Raw genomic sequence first — 20014 nt, forward strand, 5'->3', positions numbered from 1 at the left:
GAAACAGGTTCCGGGTGACGAAATGGGTTGGCAGGCCCCAGTGCGATCGCCTTCCCCAGATCCCGACCCCGCCCTCGGAATGACGATGGAACAATGACCGATCTCCAGACAATCCTGAAGGCCAGTGCGCCCCTCACCCTGTCCGGGGTTCCCGCCGGGTTCCAGCCCTGGCTGCTGGCCGATATCGCCCGCGCGGTGTCGGGGTCGGGCATGGCGCGCGCCGTCTTCATCGCGGCGGACGAGCAGATGATGCGGGCGGTCGCCGACACCGCGCACTATTTCGCCCCGGAAATCGAGATCATCGAAATCCCGGCCTGGGACTGCCTGCCCTATGATCGCGCCAGCCCGTCGCTGCGCGCCGCATCGGCGCGGCTCGCGGGCCTTCATGCGCTGCAAGCCAGGCCCGGCGGCCCGCAACTGGTGCTCACCACCGTCAACGCCCTGTCGCAACGCACGCTGACGCCGTTCCGCGTGCGCCAACTGGTGGCCAGGCTCGCGCCCAAGGAGCGGATCGCGATCACGCGGCTGGCCGACATGCTCCAGGCCAACGGCTATGTCCGCACCGAGACCGTTCATGACCGGGGCGAGTTCGCGATTCGCGGCGGCATCGTCGATCTGTTTCCGGGCGGCGAGGACCAGCCGCTGCGGCTCGACTTCTTCGGTGACGAAATCGAAACGGTGCGCCGCTTCGACCCCGCTGACCAGCGGACGACCGGCAGCGTCGATGGCTTCGTGCTGCTGCCCGCGTCCGAAGCATTGCTGGATGAGGAAACGATCAAGCGTTTCCGTGGCCGCTACCGCGAAACCTTCGGCGCGACCGCCACCGGCGACCCGCTCTACCAGGCGGTCAGCGAAGTGCGGCGGCTGGCGGGCATGGAACATTGGCTGCCGCTGTTTGAAGAAAAGCTGGTGCCGCTGGCCGATCATCTGGGCGATGGCGCCGTCGTCATCCGCGACCATGGCGTCGCCGGCGCGGCCCAGGCCCGGTTCGAGGCGATCCGCGACTATCATGCCAACCGGGTGGAGGCGAAATCGGCGAGCGCGGGTGCCTATCGTCCGTTGCCGCCGCACGCGCTCTACCTCGACGCTGCGGAATGGGACGCGGCGGTCGTCGCCGCGCCGATGCACGAAACGACGCCCTTTCACGAACCGGGCAGCGCGACGGTGCTGGATTTCGCCGTCGATGGCCCGCGCGACTTCGCGCCCGAACGCGCGCAAGGCGCCAATGTCTATGAAGCCGTCGCCAGCCATGTCGGCGCGTTGCAGCGGTCGAAGAAAAAGGTCGTGATCGCCAGCTATTCGGTGGGTGCGCGCGAGCGGCTGTCGGGGCTGCTGGCCGAACATGGCGTCAAGCGGCTGGCGACGGCGGACAATTGGCAGGAAGCGCTGGGCATCGCGGCGGGCGGCGGCGTCACGCTGACCGTGCTGCCGCTCGACCATGGCTTTGCCGCGCCCGACGTCGCGGTGCTGACCGAACAGGACATGCTGGGCGACCGGCTGGTGCGCCGCGCCAAGCGCAAGAAAAGCGCCGATGCCTTCCTTGCCGAACTGGCGACGCTTTCGCCCGGCGACCTTGTCGTCCACATGGATCATGGCATCGGCCGCTATGAAGGGTTGACCCGGATTCCGGTCAGCAAGGCGGCGCATGATTGCGTCGCGCTCGAATATGCGGGCGGCGACAAGCTCTATGTCCCGGTCGAAAATCTGGAGGTCCTGTCACGCTACGGTTCCGACAGCGACGGGGTCGGCCTCGACCGGCTGGGCGGCGAGGCGTGGCAGCGCCGCAAGGCGAAGATGAAGGAGCGCATCCGCGAAATCGCGGGTGAACTGCTCAAGACAGCCGCGCTGCGCGCCCTGCGCCATGCGACCGTCGCCGAACCCGACCAGGCCGGCTATCCCGCCTTTGTCGATCGCTTCCCCTATCAGGAAACCGACGATCAGGATCGCGCGATCAGCGACGTGATCGACGATCTGGGGTCGGGCACGCCGATGGACCGGCTGGTGTGCGGCGACGTTGGTTTCGGCAAGACCGAAGTGGCGTTGCGCGCCGCCTTCGTCGCGGCGATGGCGGGGATGCAGGTGGTGCTGATCGGCCCCACCACCCTGCTGGCGCGCCAGCATCATATGAATTTCGTCGAACGGTTTCGCGGCTTTCCGGTCGAAATCGGCCGGCTGTCGCGGCTGGTGCCCGACAAGGAGGCGAAGGCGGTCAAGGCGGGCCTTGCCGACGGCACCATCGACATCGTCATCGGCACCCATGCGCTGTTGACCAAGGGGATCGAATTCAAGCGCCTCGGCCTCGTCATCGTCGATGAGGAACAGCGGTTCGGCGTCACCCACAAGGAACGGCTCAAATCGCTCAAGACCGACGTGCATGTGCTGACGCTGACGGCTACGCCCATCCCGCGCACGCTGCAAATGGCGATGTCGGGCCTGCGCGAACTGTCGGTGATCCAGACGCCGCCGGTCGATCGGCTCGCGGTGCGGACCTATATCATGCCGTGGGACGGCGTGGTTATCCGCGAAGCGCTGTTGCGCGAACATTATCGCGGCGGCCAGAGCTTCTTCGTCGTGCCGCGCATCGCCGACCTCGCCGAAATCGAGGAATTTCTGCTCAACGAAGTGCCCGAAGTCCGCTCGGTCGTCGCCCATGGCCAGATGAGCGCTACGCAAGTGGAAGAGCGCATGTCCGCCTTCTACGACAAGCGCTACGATGTGCTGCTGTCGACCACCATCGTCGAAAGCGGCCTCGACATTCCGGCGGCCAATACGCTGATCATCCATCGCGCCGACCGCTTCGGCCTTGCCCAGCTCTATCAGCTGCGCGGGCGGGTGGGCCGCGCCAAGACGCGCGCCTATGCCTATTTCACCACGCCCGCCAACCGCATCGTCACCGAAACGGCGGAAAAGCGGCTCAAGGTGCTGTCCGATCTCGATACGCTGGGCGCCGGGTTCCAGCTCGCCAGCCACGATCTCGACATACGCGGCGCGGGCAATCTGGTCGGCGACGAACAGTCGGGCCATATCAAGGAAGTGGGCTTCGAACTCTACCAGTCGATGCTCGAAGAAGCGATCATGGACGCCAAGGCGGGCGGCGCGGGGCTGGAGCGGCCACGCGACAGCTATTCGCCGCAGATCACGGTCGATGCCGCGATCATGATCCCCGACGATTATGTGCCTGATCTTGACCTGCGCATGGGCCTGTACCGCCGGCTCAACGATGTCGAGGATCGCCAGGGCCTTGAATCCTTCGCCGCCGAGATGATCGACCGGTTCGGCAAGCTGCCGCCTCCGACCCAGAACCTGTTCAAGCTCATAGAGATCAAGCAGAATTGCGTCGCGGCCAATATCGCCAAGATCGATGTCGGACAAAAGGGCGCGCTGGTCAGCTTTCACGAGGACCGCTTTCCCAACCCCGCCGGCCTTATCGCCTATGTCCAGCGGCTGGAGGGCACCGCGAAGCTGCGGCCCGACAGCAAGATGGTGATCACCCGCACCTGGCCCGACCCGGTCGCGCGGCTCAACGGCGCGCTGCAACTGTCGAAGGGGCTGGCGAAGGTGGCGGCGCAATAGCGGACGGGGGCGGACTGTCCTACTTCGCCTGCCGATGATAAAAGCGGCCTGCCCGGCTCTTTCCATCGTCCACTGCATGCCCCCGATAGGAAATATCATGTCGCGAACGGGTTCGAAAACATCAGATCGAGCGCGAAAAGTGCGAAGTTAAGCGAACCGCAAGCGCCGAATCGCTAGGGCGCGTCCCGCCCGTACACCGGCAGGCCCATGCCTCGCCAGATCGCCACCGCTCGCACCGCAAAGCCCACCAGCGCCGCGACCACCGCTGCTACTGGCAGATCGACCCCCAGCCAGCGCAGCCCGACGAACAGCCCCGCGGCGATCGCCGCCGCCGTCACATACAGCTCGGGCCGCAACAGGATCGACGGCTCGCCCGCCAGCAGGTCGCGAATGATCCCGCCGACGCACGCCGTCACCACTCCCATCATCGCCGCAACGAACGGATGAATGCCAAAAGCCATCGCCTTGGCCGCGCCGAACACCGCGAACGCCGCCAGCCCGACCGCATCCAGCCAGTCGAGCGCGCTGTCCCGCCACCAGCGGCGCGGGGTGAACCAGATGATGAAAGCCGCGACGATGCAGGTGATCGCCGGCACCGGATCGACCACCCAGAACACCGGCGCGCCGATCAGCAGGTCGCGTACCGTGCCCCCGCCCGCTCCGGTCACCAGCGCGAAAAAAGCGAATGTCACGATGGTCTGCCGCAGCCGCGCCGCCGCCAGCGCGCCCGACGCTGCAAACAGGAACGTGCCGATCACGCTCAACGCTTCCAGCACCGTGCCGATATGGGGCGTCAGGACGGGCGGCGCCAGCACCGGCCGGCGCCCTTACCGGGCGAGCACCGCGCCGATCATCCGCCGCCACACATCGACATCGCCCGCCTGCGCCATCTGCGCATCGGGCTCGCGCAATGTATGCAGGATCGCATAGGCATCATCGACATGATCGCGCCACGCCTGATCCACCGCCGCCGCAGCATGGGGATCGCTTCCCTCGCCATTCTGGCTGAGCTGGCGCCCGGCAAGAACGCGGGCGATCCGCTCGATTGCGGGGGTGGCTGAAGTCGGCATGGTCGGCTCCTCTTCTGTGTTATCGAGAGGGGGTTTGAAGCCCTCGCCTGATCATAACATGCCCCGCGAGCCGGCGATATGGCCGCCGACCGGGCGGAGCATATCGTTGACTATTTTTTGTCCGCTTCCTCCTTGAACCCCGACGAGGGCACCGGATCGCCATTGTCGCCCGGCTGTGTCGCGGCTGGCGGATCCGACGCGTCCATCGAATCGCGCAAGCCTTCGTCCAGCGCTTCCTCCTGCGTCACCGCCCGATCCTGCGCGTCGGTGGGGCGGTCGTCCTCATGCGCCTCTTCGCGGCTATTGGGTCGGATGTCAGCTTTATCGGTCATGCAGTCTCTCCTCGCGGCCCGATTGGCCGGTCACGGGAATAACCGCCGACAACCGAACCCAGTTCCGCGCCGATGATCGACCAACGCGCGCCCCTGCTCGACAGGCGTGCCGCGAATGGGGCGACAGGCCCGCGCCTTGTCTCTATAGTGTCGGCATGACCATCATCCCCGAAGAGAGCGATCATGGCGTATCGCCCGCTCTGGCGCTTTATTCCATCCTCGGCTTCTGGTTCTTCTATGCGCTGCTGGTAACGCTGCGCGCGATCGTGATGGGGTTCGGATCGCAGGGCGAGCTGGCAACCCGCCGTGCGGTCGTGACGATCATCGGCATCGTCGTCACCTGGATATTCTATCTCGTGCTCCGGCGGTTCGATCGCAAGGCGCTGCTGGTGCGCGTGATCGCCGCCTTTTCTCTCGCCGCTCCCTTCGCCCTCGCGACGGCGACCGCCAACTTCTACATTTTCAACGTCTACGATCCCGTCAGCCTGTTCCCCGACAATGGCCTGAACGAATATTTCGAGGAAGAGGGCTTCGCGCTCAAACAGATCGCGGAGGATGCGATCAGCCGCTACTTCTTCCTCGCCGCCTGGGCGGGGCTCTATCTGGCGCTGTCCTATGCCAGCGAAGCGCGCCGCGTCGAACGCCGCGCCGCCCGCCTCGAACGCGCGGCACAGCAGGCGGAGCTTCGTTCGCTGCGCTATCAGGTCAATCCGCATTTCCTGTTCAACACGCTCAACTCGCTATCCTCGCTGGTGATGAAGGACCGCCGCGACGAAGCTGAACAGATGATCATGTCGCTCTCCAACTTCTATCGTACCAGCCTCACCGGCGATCCGCTCGACGACGTGCCGCTTCATGAAGAGGTGCACCTACAAAAGCTCTATCTCGATATCGAGGGTGTGCGCTTCCCCGACCGGCTGAAAACCACGGTCGACATTCCCGACCGGTTGATGAGCTGTTGCGTGCCGGGCCTGATCCTCCAGCCGCTGGTCGAAAATGCGATCAAATATGGCGTCTCGCGCACCTCGCGACCCGTGACCATCGCGATTGCCGCATGGGAGGAGGACGGGATGTTGCAGGTCAGCGTCACCGACGATGGCGACATGCCGCCCGGCGAGGCCGATCGCGGCAGCGGCATTGGCCTCGCCAATGTGCGCGACCGGCTGACCGCGCGCTTCGGGGATGAAGGACTGATCGCCTACGGCCCTCGCGAGCACGGCGGTTTCATCGTGCGCCTTACACTTCCCATCATCCGCCGGAGTTGCTGATGGCCATCCGCACCATGATCGTCGATGATGAACCGCTCGCGGTCGAACGGCTCCAGATGCTCTGTGCCCGCGAACCCCGTATCGCTTTGGTCGGTACCGCATCGGATGGCGAAGCTGCCTTGCGGCTGATCGAAGGGCTGCGGCCCGAACTGGTGATGCTCGACATTGCCATGCCGCTGCTCGACGGGCTGGGCGTTGCGCGGGCGGTGGGCCGCATGGGGTTGCGGCCCGCGATCATCTTCGTCACCGCGTTCGAAGGCTTCGCGGTAGAGGCGTTCGACCTCGCCGCGATCGACTATATGCTCAAGCCCGTCGCGCATGAGCGGCTGACCCGCGCCATCGACCGGGTCGAAATCGCCCTGCGGCATCGGGAGGCGGTGGCGCCGGGCGATGCCCCCTCCCCTTCGCAGCCCGACTGGGCGGAGGAATTCTGGGTTCCGCATCGATCCGAACTGATCCGCGTCGCAACCACGCAGATCGACCGCATAGAGGCCGAACGTGATTATATGCGCCTGCACGTGGGCGCTCACAGCTATCTGCTGCACCAGACGATCAGTTCGCTCGAAACCCGGCTCGATCCCACCGATTTCGTTCGGCTCCATCGCTCCCATATCGTCCGTCGCGATCATATCGCCCGATTGCGCCATGATGGCAGCGGCGTTTGGTTCGCCTGCCTCGCCGATGGCGGCGAAATCCGCATCGGCCGCACCTACCTGGCCAATGCCAAGGCGATGACAGGGCGATAGACCATGGCCGCGCGCAGGAGCGGGGCCTATGACGCCATCATCATCGGCGGCGGCCACAACGGACTGGTGTGCGCATTCTACCTGGTGCGGGCCGGTTACAAGGTGCGGGTGCTTGAGCGGCGCGCGATCGTCGGCGGGGCGGCGGTGACGGAAGAATTCGCGCCTGGCTTCCGCAATTCGACCGCAAGCTACACCGTAAGCCTGCTGCATCCCAGGATCATCGCCGACATGAAACTGGCCGATCGCGGCTATCGCGTCATCGAACGGCCGATCAGCAATTTCCTGCCCCAGCCCGATGGCGGTTACCTGAAGCTGGGCGGCGGAATTGAACGCACTGCGCAGGAATTCGCGAAGTTCAGCCTGCGGGATGCCAGGCGGCTGCCGGCCTATTACGCTGCGCTCGAAGCCGTGGCCGACGTGCTGCGCGATCTGGTGCTCAAGGCGCCGCCCAATGTCGGCGACGGCGCAAAGACACTGGTCGACGCGGTCAGGCAAAGCCGCCGGATCGCCGCGCTGTCGATCGAGCAGCAGCGCGACATTCTCGATCTGCTCATGAAATCGGCGCGAACCTTCCTAGATGGCTGGTTCGAAAGCGATGCGGTCAAGGCCGCCTTCGGCTTCGACGCAGTGGTCGGCAACTATGCCAGCCCCGATACGCCCGGCAGCGCCTATGTCCTGCTGCACCATGTCTTTGGCGAAGTGAACGGCAGGAAGGGCGAATGGGGCCATGTCGTCGGTGGCATGGGCACGATCACCCGGGCCATGGCCGCTGTGCTGGCCGATATGGGCGTGGAGATCAGCCTGGAAATGCCCGTAACGGCCGTGCTGGTCGATGGGACGCGCGCCGTAGGCGTCAGGCTGGAAAGCGGCGAAGAGCTATTGGGCGATGCGATAATCGCCAATGTCGGGCCGAAACTCCTTTACCGTCAATTGTGCGACCCCGTCGACCTGCCCGCCGATTTCCTGCGACGGATCGACAGTTTCAAAACAGGATCGGGCACCTTTCGCATGAACGTCGCCCTGTCGGCGCTGCCCGACTTTTCCTGCCTTCCGGGCGAAGGCGAACATCATCGGTCGGGCATCGTCATTGCGCCCACTCTAAACTATATGGATCGCGCCTTCCTAGATGCCAAACGGGATGGCTGGTCCAAACAGCCGATCGTCGAAATGTTGATTCCTTCGACCATAGACGACGGCCTGGCGCCGCCGGGTGCGCATGTCGCCAGCCTGTTCTGCCAGCAGTTCGCGCCGGTGCTGCCCGACGGCCGAAGCTGGGACGACGAACGCGAAGCCGCAGCCGACACCATCGTCGAAACGGTCGAACGCCATGCGCCGGGCTTTGCCCGATCCGTGATTGCCCGGCAGATTCATTCCCCGCTCGACCTGGAGCGCAAGTTCGGCCTGACGGGCGGCGACATCATGCATGGCAATATGACGCTGGACCAGTTGTGGTCGGCGCGGCCGGTGCTGGGGCACGGCGCTTATCGCGGGCCGATCAAGGGCCTATATATGTGCGGCGCGGGCACGCATCCGGGCGGCGGCGTTACCGGAGCGCCTGGCCATAACGCCGCGCGCGCGGTGCTGGCGGACGGATCGCTGATCGGGCGCTGGCTGGGGCGGCGGTGAGTGGGAGAGCGAAGATGGCACGGAATGACGGCATGATCGCGCGGCTGGTAACGCACATGCTTGGTACAAAGGCCGGCATCGGGGCGCTCGAAACGGTAACGGTCGACCCGGCGCTGCTGGCCGAACAGGGGGAAACCGTCTCTCGCGCCGCCTTTGCCATGGCGATGAACGTCGTTCTGTTCCATGGCCTGCTGGATCGCGTGCCGAGCGGCCGCGCCTATGTCGACGAGATACGGGCACGGGGCGGCCGTGTGACGTTCGATCATGGCGCATTGCGAACGATCCGTTTCGCGTACGGGCCGACGGGGTCGCTGCCGCCGGGCGAAGATGCTTTCACCCGCATCCTGCGGCCATTGGGCTATGACATGGCGGCCGTCTATCCGCTGGACCGGCTCAGAATGACCGGGCGTGCCTATCGCCACGCCGATGCCCCCGCCGTGATCCCGCAATTTTTCCTGAGCGAACTGCACGTCGACAGGTTCGACGCCGAATTTGAAGCCGCTGCCCATCGGGTGTTCGATGCTTCGGCCGATCCGCTGGACGATGCGGCGCTTGCACTGCTCGCGACGTTCGCCACAGATGGACAGGCGCCGTTCGATCGGGCCGCCGCCAGCCTGCGGGCGATCGTGTCGGCTTTCGATCGCCAGCATCCGCTGCCCGCATTCGAGGATTATCAGCTGCTTCTTTCCCGCTCGAACGAAGCGGCCTGGATCGCGACCGAAGGCAATGCCTTCAACCATGCGACTGATCGCGTCGCCAATGTCGCAGCTCTTGCCGACCGGCTGCGTGCCGATGGCCGGCCGGTCAAGGACAAGCTCGAAATCTCGATGAGCGGTCGCGTCCGTCAGACCGCGTTCCGCGCCGACAGCGTGGAGCGCGAATTTGCCGGGCGACGGCTGAAAACCGTCCCCGGTTCCTTTTTCGAATTCATCAGCCGGGACATCGACCCCGCCACCGGCGCGATCGATCTTGCCTTCGATACCGGAAATGCAACCGGGATCTTCGCCATGACGCAAGCGAGCAAGGCAATCGCGAATAGCAAGGTGGATTAACGGCTTGCGAAGGACGCCGCGATAAGGGAAGGCGCGTTCGCCTCATCGCGCAAGGAAAGCTCGTCATGCCCGCCACCGCCCTGCCCGCCTGGGTGTTGACCTTCACCTGCGTCGACCAGGTGGGGATCGTCGCCGCAGTCAGCCGCTTTCTCGCCGATCGCGGCGGATTCATCGTCGACAGCCAGCAATATGCCGATCGCGAAACGGGGCGCTTCTTCATGCGCGTCGCCTTCGAAGCGACCGATGCCAGAATGCCCGACGACACCGCCGCGCTTGCAGATGCCTTTGCGCCGGTGGCTGGCGCATTTGCGATGGATTGGCGCCTGACAGGCGCTCAGGACAAGCCCCGGATGCTGATTGCGGTTTCCAAAGGCTCACATTGCCTGGCCGACCTGCTCCATCGCTGGCAGACAGGGGCACTGCCGGTCGAGATCATGGGCGTGGTGTCGAACCATCCTGACCTGCGCCGCATCACCGAATGGCACGGAATCCCCTTTCACGAACTGCCGGCCAATGGCGACAAGGCGGCGCAGGAAGCCGCGCTGATCGACCATGTCGAGCGGACGCGGTCGGAATATCTGATCCTCGCACGCTATATGCAGGTGCTATCGACCCAACTGGTCGATCGGCTGGCCGGGCGCTGCATCAACATCCATCACAGCTTTCTGCCGGGGTTCAAGGGCGCGCGTCCCTATCACCGCGCGCATGATCGCGGGGTCAAGCTCATCGGCGCCACCGCGCATTTCGTGACGGCCGACCTCGACGAAGGGCCGATCATCGAACAGGCGGTAGAGCGTGTCGATCACCGCGCCAGCGCCGAGGATATGGTCCGTATCGGCCGCGACATCGAAGCGCGCGTACTCGCCCGGGCAGTCGGGTGGATCGCGGACCGCCGCGTCCTGATGAACGGCGGCAAGACCGTCGTCTTCAGCTGACGCTCATCCTTGTCAGGTTACCGGGTCGGGTTACAGGCCCAGCTTCGCCCAGAAATCCTCCGGCGCCAGCGCGACGGGCGATGCCGGTCGTTCGGATTGAGACCAGGAAGGGTGTGGAAGCGGGATATGCCGACCGGTCTGTCGAGGGCGGGCGGAACGTCGTAAGGGTTTTTTGATGGTCATCGTCTTCTCCTCTGGGGGAACACGAAACCTTGCGTTGACGCGTCAGTACCGTGCGCTTTAGCCGTTGGTGACGCGGAGCAAGCTGACATGCTTCAAAAGCCGCGAAGCCTTTTTCAAGGCTCGTTCCCTTTTCCTTGATGACGGGAAAGCAGGCAAAGCAGGAAAGCTTTTACCGCGCGCACATCAGCTTTCAGAAAGCTGTGGCCATGCGCAGCGATATGCGATTGGCAGGGAATGTGTGGATCGGGAAGGGCAATCTGGAAAGCGCGACTGCAAAAGCGGAGCGCCGCGCGGCGTCAGGTCACCACGTTGAACAGGAACCAGCCGAGAATCAGCAGGGAGCTGACTACGCAGATTCGGTCGCCAAACACATCGATCCGAGACATTATTGCATCCTTCCTAAAGGGCGATCTTTGCCACCTTAAAGAAATGCTACACTATAATTCGTCGTCGGGGAATAGGGAATCCGGCTCTGGTCGAGCCGCGGTCAAGCGGCGGCGCGACCGCGATGGCGTATGAAGGCTTCCGTCGCTTCCGCCGCGCCGCGATAGGCCTCCTGGAACTCGCCGCTCCAATATTTGAGGTCGTTCAGATCGATTCGCTCGCCCGATATCGCGCACAAAACGAATTGCCCCGGCCGCACGACCTCGAAATGGGGGGTGTCATAGTGCAACACCGCCAGGCCCTGAATATCCGCCATGTCCGCTATCAGTCGCCTGTCAGGATGCGATCGACCAGCTGCTTGACCGTGGGGACGAAGCCGTTGGAATAGAAAGGGTCCTGCTTGAACTTGTAGGCGCCATGGCCAGCAAACAACAGGTTGTCGTCCAGCGAACCGCCATGCACGGCCTCCTGCAACGCCTTTTGGATGCAAAAGCTGCGAGGATCGGCCAGGCGGCCGGTCGAATTGGTCTCGCTGTCCATCCAGCTGGAAAAGGCGCACTGGCTCAGGCACCCCATGCAATCGGTCTGATCCTTGCGGATGACGGCCTTGTCTTCCTCGGTCACGAATACCAGCGTATTGTCGGGCGTCTTGAGCGCGGCGGTAAAGCCCTGTCCCACCCATTCGCGCGCGCGCATAAGGTCGCCGCGCGTCACCCAGAAGCTTTTGCCCCGCACGCCGGCATCCAGCTGATGGGTATGGTCGCCCGCCTGTTCGGTACTGAACGGGATCTGCCGTTCCGACCGCGCTTCCAGGCTGCGAAGGAAAGGATTGCGAACCGCCGAGCTGTAAAATCCGGTCGGCGAGAATTTGTGCAGCAAAATATCGCCGGGATTGAGCTGGGTCAGCCGGTCCTTCCACTCCTTGGGAATTGGGCTTTCCTGGGTCAGTAGCGGGCGGGTGCCGAACTGGAAGGCTATGGCGCCAAGTTCGGGATTGTCGATCCAGTCGTTCCAATCCTTGAGCGCCCACACGCCGCCTGCCATCACGATCGGCACGTCATCGGAAATCCCGCCTTCGCGCATGGTGTCGCGCAGCGCCTTGACGCGCGGATAGGGATCCTGCGGTTGGCGCGGGTCCTCGGCATTGGACAGGCCGTTGTGCCCGCCGGCCAGCCAGGGGTCTTCATAGACCACCGCCGACAGCCATTCGGCCGCCTTGGAATAGGCGCGCTTCCACAACGCGCGAAAGGCGCGGGCCGAACTGACGATCGGCAGATAGCTGACATCGTACGAAGCCGCGATTTCACTCAGCTTGTATGGCATGCCCGCGCCGCAGGTCACGCCCGACACCATCCCTTTGGTCTTTTCCAGGACGCCGTGCAGAACACGCTGCGCCCCGCCCATTTCCCACAGAACGTTGATGTTGATCGCGCCTCTGCCGCCCGCGATCTCGAACGCGCGCTTGACCTGTTCGACCGCGCCGTCGATCGCATAGGCGACCAGTTCCTCGTGCCGGTCGCGCCGGGTGCGGCCATGGTAAATCTGGGGAATGACGTTGCCGAAGCTGTCGTAACTATCGGCGTTCACCGCCGATATGGTGCCGATTCCGCCGGCGGCCGCCCAAGCGCCCGAGCTGGCATGATTGGACACGGCCACGCCCTTGCCACCTTCCACCAGCGGCCAAACCTCGCGGCCACCATAGATGATGGGCTTCAACCCCTTGAACAATGAAATCTCCCGCGGCAAAGCAACATCGTCCTGGACGGCAAAGGTCGCTTTATAGCAGTCTTTGCCCCGAAACAGAAATATCGGCGGCCCCTAGCGGAAAATGTCCGGTCTGGCCAGAGCTTCGCCATAGAGGCGCGCATAAGCATCCACCATGACGTCTTCGGCGAAATCCCGCCGCGCCCGCTCACGGTTCGCCGTCCCCAACCGCTGACGCAGATCGGCATCATCGGCAAGCAGGCCCAGGGCAGAGGCAAGTGCGTCTTCCGCCCCGACCACCAGCGATCGGTTTTCGGGCGCAACCATATTGGCCACGTCACCGACATCGGTCGATGCAACCGGCAGTCCGGCGGCCATCGCCTCTACCAGCGAGATCGGAAATTGCTCGCTGTCCGACGACAACGCGAAAATGTCGAACAGTCCCATGAAGCGCCATGGTTCGGCGAGGAAGCCCGCCATATGAAAATCGTCCAGCCCCTGCGCGCGCGCTTCGCGCTGGATCGCGTCGCGCTCCTCGCCCTCGCCGACCACGACGAGTTGCAGCCGATCGCGATTGCGCGCCACCGCGCGGACCAGACGGGGAATATTCTTCACCGGGCGAAGGCCCGCCAGAGTGCCGACCACCAGCTTTCCGGGCGTACGGCAAAACCCCGGCAACCCGTCCGGCGCGGGCGGCCGCGCATAGCGTTCGATGTCGATGCCGTTGCGGACCAGGTGGACGCGCCGCGCCGGCTGCATCCATATTCGCCGTGCGACCGTCTCCAGCCGTACAGAGGGCACGACCAGTGCATGAGCCGTCGCCAGCGCCAGGCGACGATACAGGTTGCGCCGGGTCTTGAGGCCGTTGGCCTCCTCGATATTGAAGCCATCCTCATGATGGATCAGCGGCGGCAACGCCATCGACCGGGAAAACAGGCGGTGCGCCATCACCGCATCCATCGCTCCCCAATTATAGGTGAGGATGAGGTCATGATCCGCCATGCGACGAGCAAGGGCGCGCAGCCGCCCCAGACGCAGCGGACCAACCAACCCGATATCGTCCGGAAATGCCACATCCACGCCCTGCGCGATGGCGGCGCTCGCGCCCATGTCAGCCGCCACGCCGCTGACGATCGCGTGCCGGGCACGATTGCCCCACAGGTTCATCAGCCGCACCGCGCGCGCTTCCTTCCCGCCCAGCGAAAAGCTGCTGTGCAGATGGAGCAGCCGGGGCGGCCGCGCAGTACCCTCACCCATGCGCGAGGACGCGATCCAGCAGCCGGTCGATGCCCGCCAGCGCCTCTGGTTCGTCCAGCACCGGCGCATGGCCGACACGCGGCACCGTGACCAGTTCGGCCTGCGGACCGATTTCGCGCGCCATGCGATCTGCGGTCTCGGCGCTCATCAGGTCGGACAGTTCGCCCCGCAGGATCAGCGTGGGGATCGCGCGGAAGGCGGCCATCACTGGCCACATATCCACCCCGGCCTCGCCGCCCGCGACCCGCAACGGCTCGGCGATGCGCATGTCGTAATCGAGCACCACCCTGCCGGCGCTGTTCAGGCGATACAGGCGCTTGGCCATCGCCAGCCATTGTTCAAGGGCGTAGCGGGGATAGACGGTCTGGTTCGCCGCCTCCAGCGCGCGGGCGGCGTGCACCCAGCTTGGATGCGTGCTGCCGGTGCCGACATAGCCGCGTATCCGCTCCAGTCCGGCAGGCTCAATGGTCGGCCCGATATCGTTCAGCACAACGCCCGCCAGCCATTCCGCATGCGTGACGGCTATCAGCATGGCGATCAGCCCGCCGAGCGAAGTGCCGACGACGACGAAGCGCTGGATCGCAAGATCGGCCAGCAGGCGGCTGATATCCTGAAGATAGGTCAGCGGCACATAGGTCATCGGATCCTTGGCCTGAGCGCTTTCCCCCCGGCCGCGCATGTCGGGGCATATCAGCCGCCAGTCGCCCGAAAGCCGGCTCGCCAGCGGCTCGAAGTCGCGCGCGTTGCGGGTCAGGCCGGGCAGGCACAGAATAGGCGGGCGACCGTCTGCACCGCCCGCATAGTCGCGATAATGCAGGCGCAGGCCGTCGGGAGACCACCAATATCTGTCTTCAAACGGGTTCACGCTTGATCCTTCCACCCAGGCTACCCCATATCGCTGCATGAGCCATCCCCCGCAAGCCGCCAAATTCAAGCCGTCGATGGATATCGCGCTGCTTGGCCCCGACCTGGCCGACCCGGTGCAGCCGGCGGATTTTCCGCAGACGCTGCTGCGTTTTCGCAATGATCGCTGGGCCGATATGGTCGGTCTTGGCGATTTGGACGATGCGCAATGGCTCGCCCATTTCGGGCGCTTCACGCCGCTGCCGGGATCACTGCCCGAGCCGCTGGCGCTGCGCTATCATGGCCACCAGTTCCGCAACTATAATCCCGACATCGGCGACGGGCGGGGCTTTCTGTTCGCGCAACTGCGCGACGAAGGCGGTCGCCTGCTCGACCTTGGAACCAAGGGATCGGGCCAGACGCCATACAGCCGCTTTGGCGACGGCCGACTGACGCTGAAAGGTGGCGTGCGCGAGATATTGGCGACCGAAATGCTCGAAGCGCTGGGCGTCAATACGTCCAAGACCTTTTCACTGATCGAAACCGGCGAAGCGCTCGAACGCCATGACGAACCCTCGCCCACGCGCGGATCGGTGCTCGTTCGCCTCAGCCACTCGCATATCCGTATCGGCACGTTTCAGCGGGCGGCCTTCGAGGATAATCGCGCGCTGCTGGAACGGCTGGTCGATTATGCTCTCACACAGCTATATGATGAAACGCCCGGCGCGCATCCCGCCGCGCAACTGCTGGGCCGCGTGGTCGAACGAACCGCAGATCTCGCCGCGAGCTACATGATCGCGGGGTTCGTCCATGGCGTCCTCAACAGCGACAATATCAACGTCACCGGCGAAAGCTTCGATTATGGCCCCTGGCGATTCACGCCGCTGTGGGACGAGCGCTTCACCGCCGCCTATTTCGATCGCGAAGGCCTGTACGCCTTCGGACGGCAGGCCGAAGCGATCCATTGGGACGTGGCGCAACTCGCCATATCCTTGCGCCCCATCATCGACGCGCCGCCCCTGATCGCGCAACTGGAACGCTTTCCCATGCTCTATGCCGATGCGCTGGTGCGGCGCTTCTGCTGGCGGCTTGGCGTCGTTTCATCCGGCCAGGGGACAGCGCTGGTCGAAGCGGCAGTGCGCGCCATGGTGGCCAGCGGAACCGCCATCGACCGTTTCTTCCTCGACTGGCGCGGCGGAAGGCCGCGCGATCCGGATGCCTATGGGGGCGAGGATTGGTCGGCGTTCCGCGATCTGGCAGCGCCGTGCGTCGCCGCCGGCCCGAATGCCCATCCCTACTGGGCCGACCCCGATCCCTGTTCGATGCACATCGATGAGGTCGAGGCGATCTGGAGCGCAATCGATGCGTCGGATGACTGGGGTCCGCTCCATGCGAAGGTCGCGGCGATCCGTCGGATGGGGCAAGCGCTCGGGTGCACGCCACCCCTGCCCTGAACCCCTTTCAAAGCGCCGAGATTTCGGCCATAGCCGCATCCATGTCCGCCAAGCTGATTTCCACCGAACCTGCCACCGGCGCGCACCTGTGGGAAGGCAGCGTCAGCGACGTCCCGGCGGAAGTCGCCCGTGCCTGCAGCGCCTGGCCGCGCTGGGCGGCACAGCCCATCGCCAATCGCATCGAAACCATGCGCCGCTTCGCCAACGCCGTGCGGAGCGCGGAGGAAAAACTCGCCGACCTGATCGCGCGTGAAACCGGCAAGCCGCTGTGGGACGCGCGTAGCGAAGTCGCGGCGGTGATCGCCAAGGTCGACATTTCCATCGCCGCCTATTCCGAACGCACAGGGCAAAAGCGGCTGGATGCGGCGATGGGCGCGCGGCAGGCGGTCAGGCACAAGCCGCATGGCGTCATGGCGGTGCTCGGCCCATATAATTTTCCCGCGCACCTGCCCAATGGCCATATCATTCCGGCGCTGCTGGCCGGCAATGCGGTGATATTCAAGCCATCGGAAAAAACGCCCGCGGTGGGTGAGATGCTGGTCAGCCTCTATCATCAGGCGGGTGTGCCGCTGGACGTCGTCCGACTGGTGCTGGGCGGTCCTCAAGAGGGAAAGGCGCTCGCGGCGCATCCCGACGTCAACGGCATCCTGTTTACCGGATCGGCGCAAACCGGCATCGCCATCAATCAGCAGTTTGCGGCCCAGCCCCAGAAAATCCTGGCGCTGGAAATGGGCGGCAACAACCCGATCATCGTGTGGGACACACCCGAAATAGCCAGTGCCGCGTCGCTTGTCGTGCAATCGGCCTTCATGTCAGCCGGTCAGCGTTGCACAGCGGCCAGCCGGCTGATCGTGCGCGACAGCCTGGCGGACACGGTGATCGCCGAAGTCAAAAAGCTGGCCGACCGCCTGATCATCGACCATCCTCATGCCGATCCCGCGCCCTATATGGGGCCGGTGATCGACAATCACGCCGCCGATGGACTGACCGAAAGCTTCCTGATCCTGATGAGCAACGGCGGCAAGCCGATCAAGCACATGGTCCGCCCGATCAAGGACCGCCCGTTCGTTTCGCCCGCGATCATCGATGTGACCGCCATGACGGAACGGCCCGATATCGAGCTGTTCGGTCCCCTGCTCCAGGTTATCCGCGTACCCGATTTCGCCGCAGCGATCGCCGAAGCCAACAACACCCGCTATGGCCTGTCGGCGGCGCTCATCGGCGGCACGCCCGAACAATATAACCAGTTCTGGGCCAATGTTCGCGCCGGTATCGTCAACTGGAACCGGCCGACCAACGGCGCGTCCTCCGCTGCGCCGTTCGGCGGCGTGGGCATATCTGGCAACCATCGCCCCAGCGCCTATTATGCCGCCGATTATTGCGCCTATCCGGTGGTGTCGGCGGAGATCGAAACACCCCGCGCCACCATCGGCGTCGGTCTCAAGGACATCGACACGCGCCAGATGGGCGAGTGAGCGCTACCCATGCGCGCAGCAGACATGAAGGGCAAGGGATGACACGCATCGGCATTTTCGGCGCCGCCGGACGCATGGGCCGCGCCATCGTTGAGGCAGCCGCGCACGCCGGCCTGACGATAAGCGGGGGCACCGACAACGTCCCCAATGGCCGTGAAATCCTTCTAGGGCTGCCGATCGGCACGGACCCGCTGGCCTTGGCGGAAATGAGCGACATATTGATCGACTTTTCCGTTCCCGGCGCGCTGTCCACGAATCTCGATGCCTGCATCGCCGCGCGTAAGCCAATCGTCATCGGCACGACCGGTCTGGAGGCCGTTCACCATGCCCTGATCGACGAGGCGGCGGCACTCATTCCCGTTCTCCAGACAGGCAACACGTCGCTCGGCGTCAACCTGCTTGCCGCTCTGGTCGAACAGGCGGCTGCGCGGCTGGGGGATGACTGGGACATAGAGATTGTGGAGATGCACCACAGGCACAAGGTCGACGCGCCTTCGGGCACCGCGCTGCTGCTGGGGGAAGCGGCCGCGCGCGGGCGCGGCATCGCGCTGGGCCAACATAGCGAGCGGGGCCGCGACGGCATCACCGGTGCTCGGGCAACGGGCGCGATCGGCTTTGCATCGCTGCGCGGTGGATCGGTGGCGGGCGATCATCAGGTCATATTGGCGGCCGAGGGCGAGCGGATCGAGATCGGGCACCGCGCCGAAAGCCGCGCCATCTTCGCCAAAGGCGCCGTGCGCGCCGCCTCCTGGCTCGCTGCTCAGCCGCCTGGCCGCTACGACATGAAATCGGTGCTCGGGCTTTGAGCCGATGTCCATGAACCGGGCGCAGGTCTTCGAATTCTTCAGCCGTCTCGCCGACGATAATCCCGCACCGCGCACCGAACTGGATTATGGCAACGACTATCAGTTGCTGGTGGCCGTCGTCCTGTCCGCGCAGGCGACCGATGTCGGCGTCAACAAGGCCACCCGCGCGCTGTTCCGCGACGTCGAAACGCCCGCGCAGATGGTCGCGCTCGGCGAAGATGGCCTGAAGCAGCACATACGAACGATCGGCCTGTTCAACGCCAAGGCGAAGAACGTAATTGCATTGTCGGAGATATTGGTGTGCGATTTTGCAGGCCAGGTGCCACGCGACCGCGACATTCTGACCACCCTGCCTGGCGTGGGGCGCAAAACCGCCAATGTGGTCATGAACACCGCGTTCGGCGAAGAAACCTTCGCGGTCGACACCCATATCTTTCGCATGGGCAACCGCACCGGCCTTGCACCCGGCAAGACGCCACTCGCAGTCGAACTACAGCTTGAAAAGCGGGTGCCCTCCCCCTTCCGTCGGGACGCGCATCACTGGCTGATTCTGCATGGCCGCTATGTCTGCAAGGCGCGGCGGCCCGAATGCTGGCGCTGTATCGTTAGCGACCTGTGCCGCTACAAGCCAAAGACACCCGCCCCCGCAAAGGCCGTTTAGGCGCAGATATTATCACGCGGTTCAGACATGCCCTGCTACGGTTGCCGATAGTCTTCGGCGTCTAATGGATAGACCGTATCAGGAGAGCCCCATGATCAACATGAAATCATTGCGCGCCTTCGCCACGTTCGCGCTGGTGCTGGGCGCGGTATCGCCGGCGATCTCAAAGCCCGCCAAGCCCGATGGCTTGGTTCCCGCCGGCAAGCCCGTCAGTTGCATCCAGACCAGCCAGATCAGGTCCACCAACGTCAGGGACGATCGCACGATAGACTTTGTGATGAACGGGAAGACGACCTATCGCAATATCCTCCCGAACAGCTGCCCCAGCCTGGGCTTTGAACGGGCTTTTGCCTACAGGACCAGCATCAACCAGCTCTGTTCGGTCGACATCATAACCGTTTTGAACAACGCTGGCCCCGGCTTGCAGCGCGGCGCCAGTTGCGGCCTCGGCAAGTTCCAGCCGATGATGAAGGCGCCCAAATAGCGCACCGATCTCCCCCATCGCTTTTCGCGCCAGCGGCTGATTTGCCGCTGGCGCGCGCAGCCACCCTTTGCTAAGCGACCCTTCGCGCCAGCACCCGTAGCTCAGCTGGATAGAGCGCTGCCCTCCGAAGGCAGAGGCCACAGGTTCGAATCCTGTCGGGT

19 protein-coding genes are annotated in these 20014 nt (G+C 64.5%); 12 read left to right on the top strand and 7 right to left on the bottom strand.

Going from position 1 to position 20014, the window contains the following annotated elements:
• Positions 1-93 precede the first annotated feature (93 nt).
• Positions 94-3573: a transcription-repair coupling factor gene (gene mfd, locus WG908_RS10730; protein ID WP_340186572.1), complete on the top strand. Its 3480-nt coding sequence runs from the start codon at positions 94-96 to the stop codon at positions 3571-3573.
• Positions 3574-3746: 173 nt separating this feature from the next.
• Here mfd and WG908_RS10735 read toward each other — a convergent pair whose 3' ends face one another.
• The 3 genes from WG908_RS10735 to WG908_RS10745 form a co-directional block, all read right to left on the bottom strand.
• The gene (locus WG908_RS10735) at positions 3747-4388 is read right to left on the bottom strand and encodes a trimeric intracellular cation channel family protein (RefSeq protein ID WP_340186573.1); all 642 of its coding nucleotides are present in this window, start codon (positions 4386-4388) and stop codon (positions 3747-3749) included.
• A 12-nt stretch (positions 4389-4400) separates the two neighbouring features.
• Positions 4401-4643 (bottom strand): hypothetical protein, encoded by a 243-nt coding sequence (locus WG908_RS10740; RefSeq protein ID WP_340186574.1) that lies wholly within the window; start codon positions 4641-4643, stop codon positions 4401-4403.
• Positions 4644-4753: 110 nt separating this feature from the next.
• Entirely contained in the window at positions 4754-4975 is a 222-nt protein-coding gene (locus WG908_RS10745) for a hypothetical protein (protein ID WP_340186575.1), read from the bottom strand.
• Between the two features lie 155 nt (positions 4976-5130).
• On the opposite strand from WG908_RS10745, the gene WG908_RS10750 reads away from it, so the two are divergent.
• The 6 genes from WG908_RS10750 to WG908_RS10775 all read left to right on the top strand — a co-directional run bounded on the left by WG908_RS10750 (position 5131) and on the right by WG908_RS10775 (position 11210).
• On the top strand, positions 5131-6243 hold the full coding sequence (locus WG908_RS10750; protein WP_340186576.1) for a sensor histidine kinase: 1113 nt from the start codon (positions 5131-5133) through the stop codon (positions 6241-6243).
• Complete coding sequence (locus WG908_RS10755) at positions 6243-6989, top strand: LytR/AlgR family response regulator transcription factor (RefSeq protein WP_340186577.1); 747 nt, start codon at positions 6243-6245, stop codon at positions 6987-6989. The genes WG908_RS10750 and WG908_RS10755 overlap by 1 nt, the downstream gene beginning before the upstream one ends.
• Before the next feature lie 3 nt (positions 6990-6992).
• Positions 6993-8615, top strand: a complete 1623-nt coding sequence (locus WG908_RS10760; RefSeq protein WP_340186578.1) for a phytoene desaturase family protein — start codon at positions 6993-6995, stop codon at positions 8613-8615.
• 14 nt (positions 8616-8629) lie between these two features.
• Positions 8630-9667 (top strand): 2-oxoadipate dioxygenase/decarboxylase family protein, encoded by a 1038-nt coding sequence (locus WG908_RS10765; RefSeq protein WP_445326702.1) that lies wholly within the window; start codon positions 8630-8632, stop codon positions 9665-9667.
• Positions 9668-9732: 65 nt separating this feature from the next.
• Positions 9733-10602 (top strand): formyltetrahydrofolate deformylase, encoded by an 870-nt coding sequence (gene purU / locus WG908_RS10770; protein ID WP_340186579.1) that lies wholly within the window; start codon positions 9733-9735, stop codon positions 10600-10602.
• A gap of 317 nt (positions 10603-10919) precedes the next feature.
• Entirely contained in the window at positions 10920-11210 is a 291-nt protein-coding gene (locus WG908_RS10775; RefSeq protein WP_340186580.1) for a hypothetical protein, read from the top strand.
• A 62-nt stretch (positions 11211-11272) separates the two neighbouring features.
• On the opposite strand, the gene WG908_RS10780 is transcribed toward WG908_RS10775, so the two are convergent.
• From WG908_RS10780 to WG908_RS10795, 4 genes are all read right to left on the bottom strand, one after another.
• Entirely contained in the window at positions 11273-11485 is a 213-nt protein-coding gene (locus WG908_RS10780) for a DUF2093 domain-containing protein (protein ID WP_340186581.1), read from the bottom strand.
• An 8-nt stretch (positions 11486-11493) separates the two neighbouring features.
• Positions 11494-12897: an NAD(P)H-dependent flavin oxidoreductase gene (locus WG908_RS10785; RefSeq protein ID WP_340186582.1), complete on the bottom strand. Its 1404-nt coding sequence runs from the start codon at positions 12895-12897 to the stop codon at positions 11494-11496.
• Positions 12898-12987: 90 nt separating this feature from the next.
• Complete coding sequence (locus tag WG908_RS10790; protein WP_340186583.1) at positions 12988-14130, bottom strand: glycosyltransferase; 1143 nt, start codon at positions 14128-14130, stop codon at positions 12988-12990.
• A complete protein-coding gene (locus WG908_RS10795; protein ID WP_340186584.1) occupies positions 14123-14995 on the bottom strand; it encodes an alpha/beta fold hydrolase in 873 nt (290 codons plus the stop codon). Before WG908_RS10795 ends, WG908_RS10790 begins: the two co-directional genes overlap by 8 nt.
• 37 nt (positions 14996-15032) lie before the next feature.
• Here WG908_RS10795 and WG908_RS10800 point away from each other — a divergent pair, with 37 nt between their 5' ends.
• The 5 genes from WG908_RS10800 to WG908_RS10820 all read left to right on the top strand — a co-directional run bounded on the left by WG908_RS10800 (position 15033) and on the right by WG908_RS10820 (position 19853).
• On the top strand, positions 15033-16427 hold the full coding sequence (locus WG908_RS10800; RefSeq protein ID WP_340186585.1) for a protein adenylyltransferase SelO family protein: 1395 nt from the start codon (positions 15033-15035) through the stop codon (positions 16425-16427).
• A gap of 41 nt (positions 16428-16468) precedes the next feature.
• Positions 16469-17902, top strand: a complete 1434-nt coding sequence (astD, locus tag WG908_RS10805) for a succinylglutamate-semialdehyde dehydrogenase (protein ID WP_340186586.1) — start codon at positions 16469-16471, stop codon at positions 17900-17902.
• 38 nt (positions 17903-17940) lie between these two features.
• The gene (gene dapB / locus WG908_RS10810; RefSeq protein WP_340186587.1) at positions 17941-18708 is read left to right on the top strand and encodes a 4-hydroxy-tetrahydrodipicolinate reductase; all 768 of its coding nucleotides are present in this window, start codon (positions 17941-17943) and stop codon (positions 18706-18708) included.
• Positions 18709-18718: 10 nt separating this feature from the next.
• The gene (gene nth / locus WG908_RS10815) at positions 18719-19369 is read left to right on the top strand and encodes an endonuclease III (protein WP_340186588.1); all 651 of its coding nucleotides are present in this window, start codon (positions 18719-18721) and stop codon (positions 19367-19369) included.
• Between the two features lie 91 nt (positions 19370-19460).
• Entirely contained in the window at positions 19461-19853 is a 393-nt protein-coding gene (locus WG908_RS10820; RefSeq protein ID WP_445326703.1) for a hypothetical protein, read from the top strand.
• Positions 19854-20014: the final 161 nt, after the last annotated feature.

Source organism: Sphingobium anseongense (genome assembly GCF_037725245.1).
In the GTDB taxonomy this organism is placed as follows: Bacteria; Pseudomonadota; Alphaproteobacteria; order Sphingomonadales; family Sphingomonadaceae; genus Sphingobium.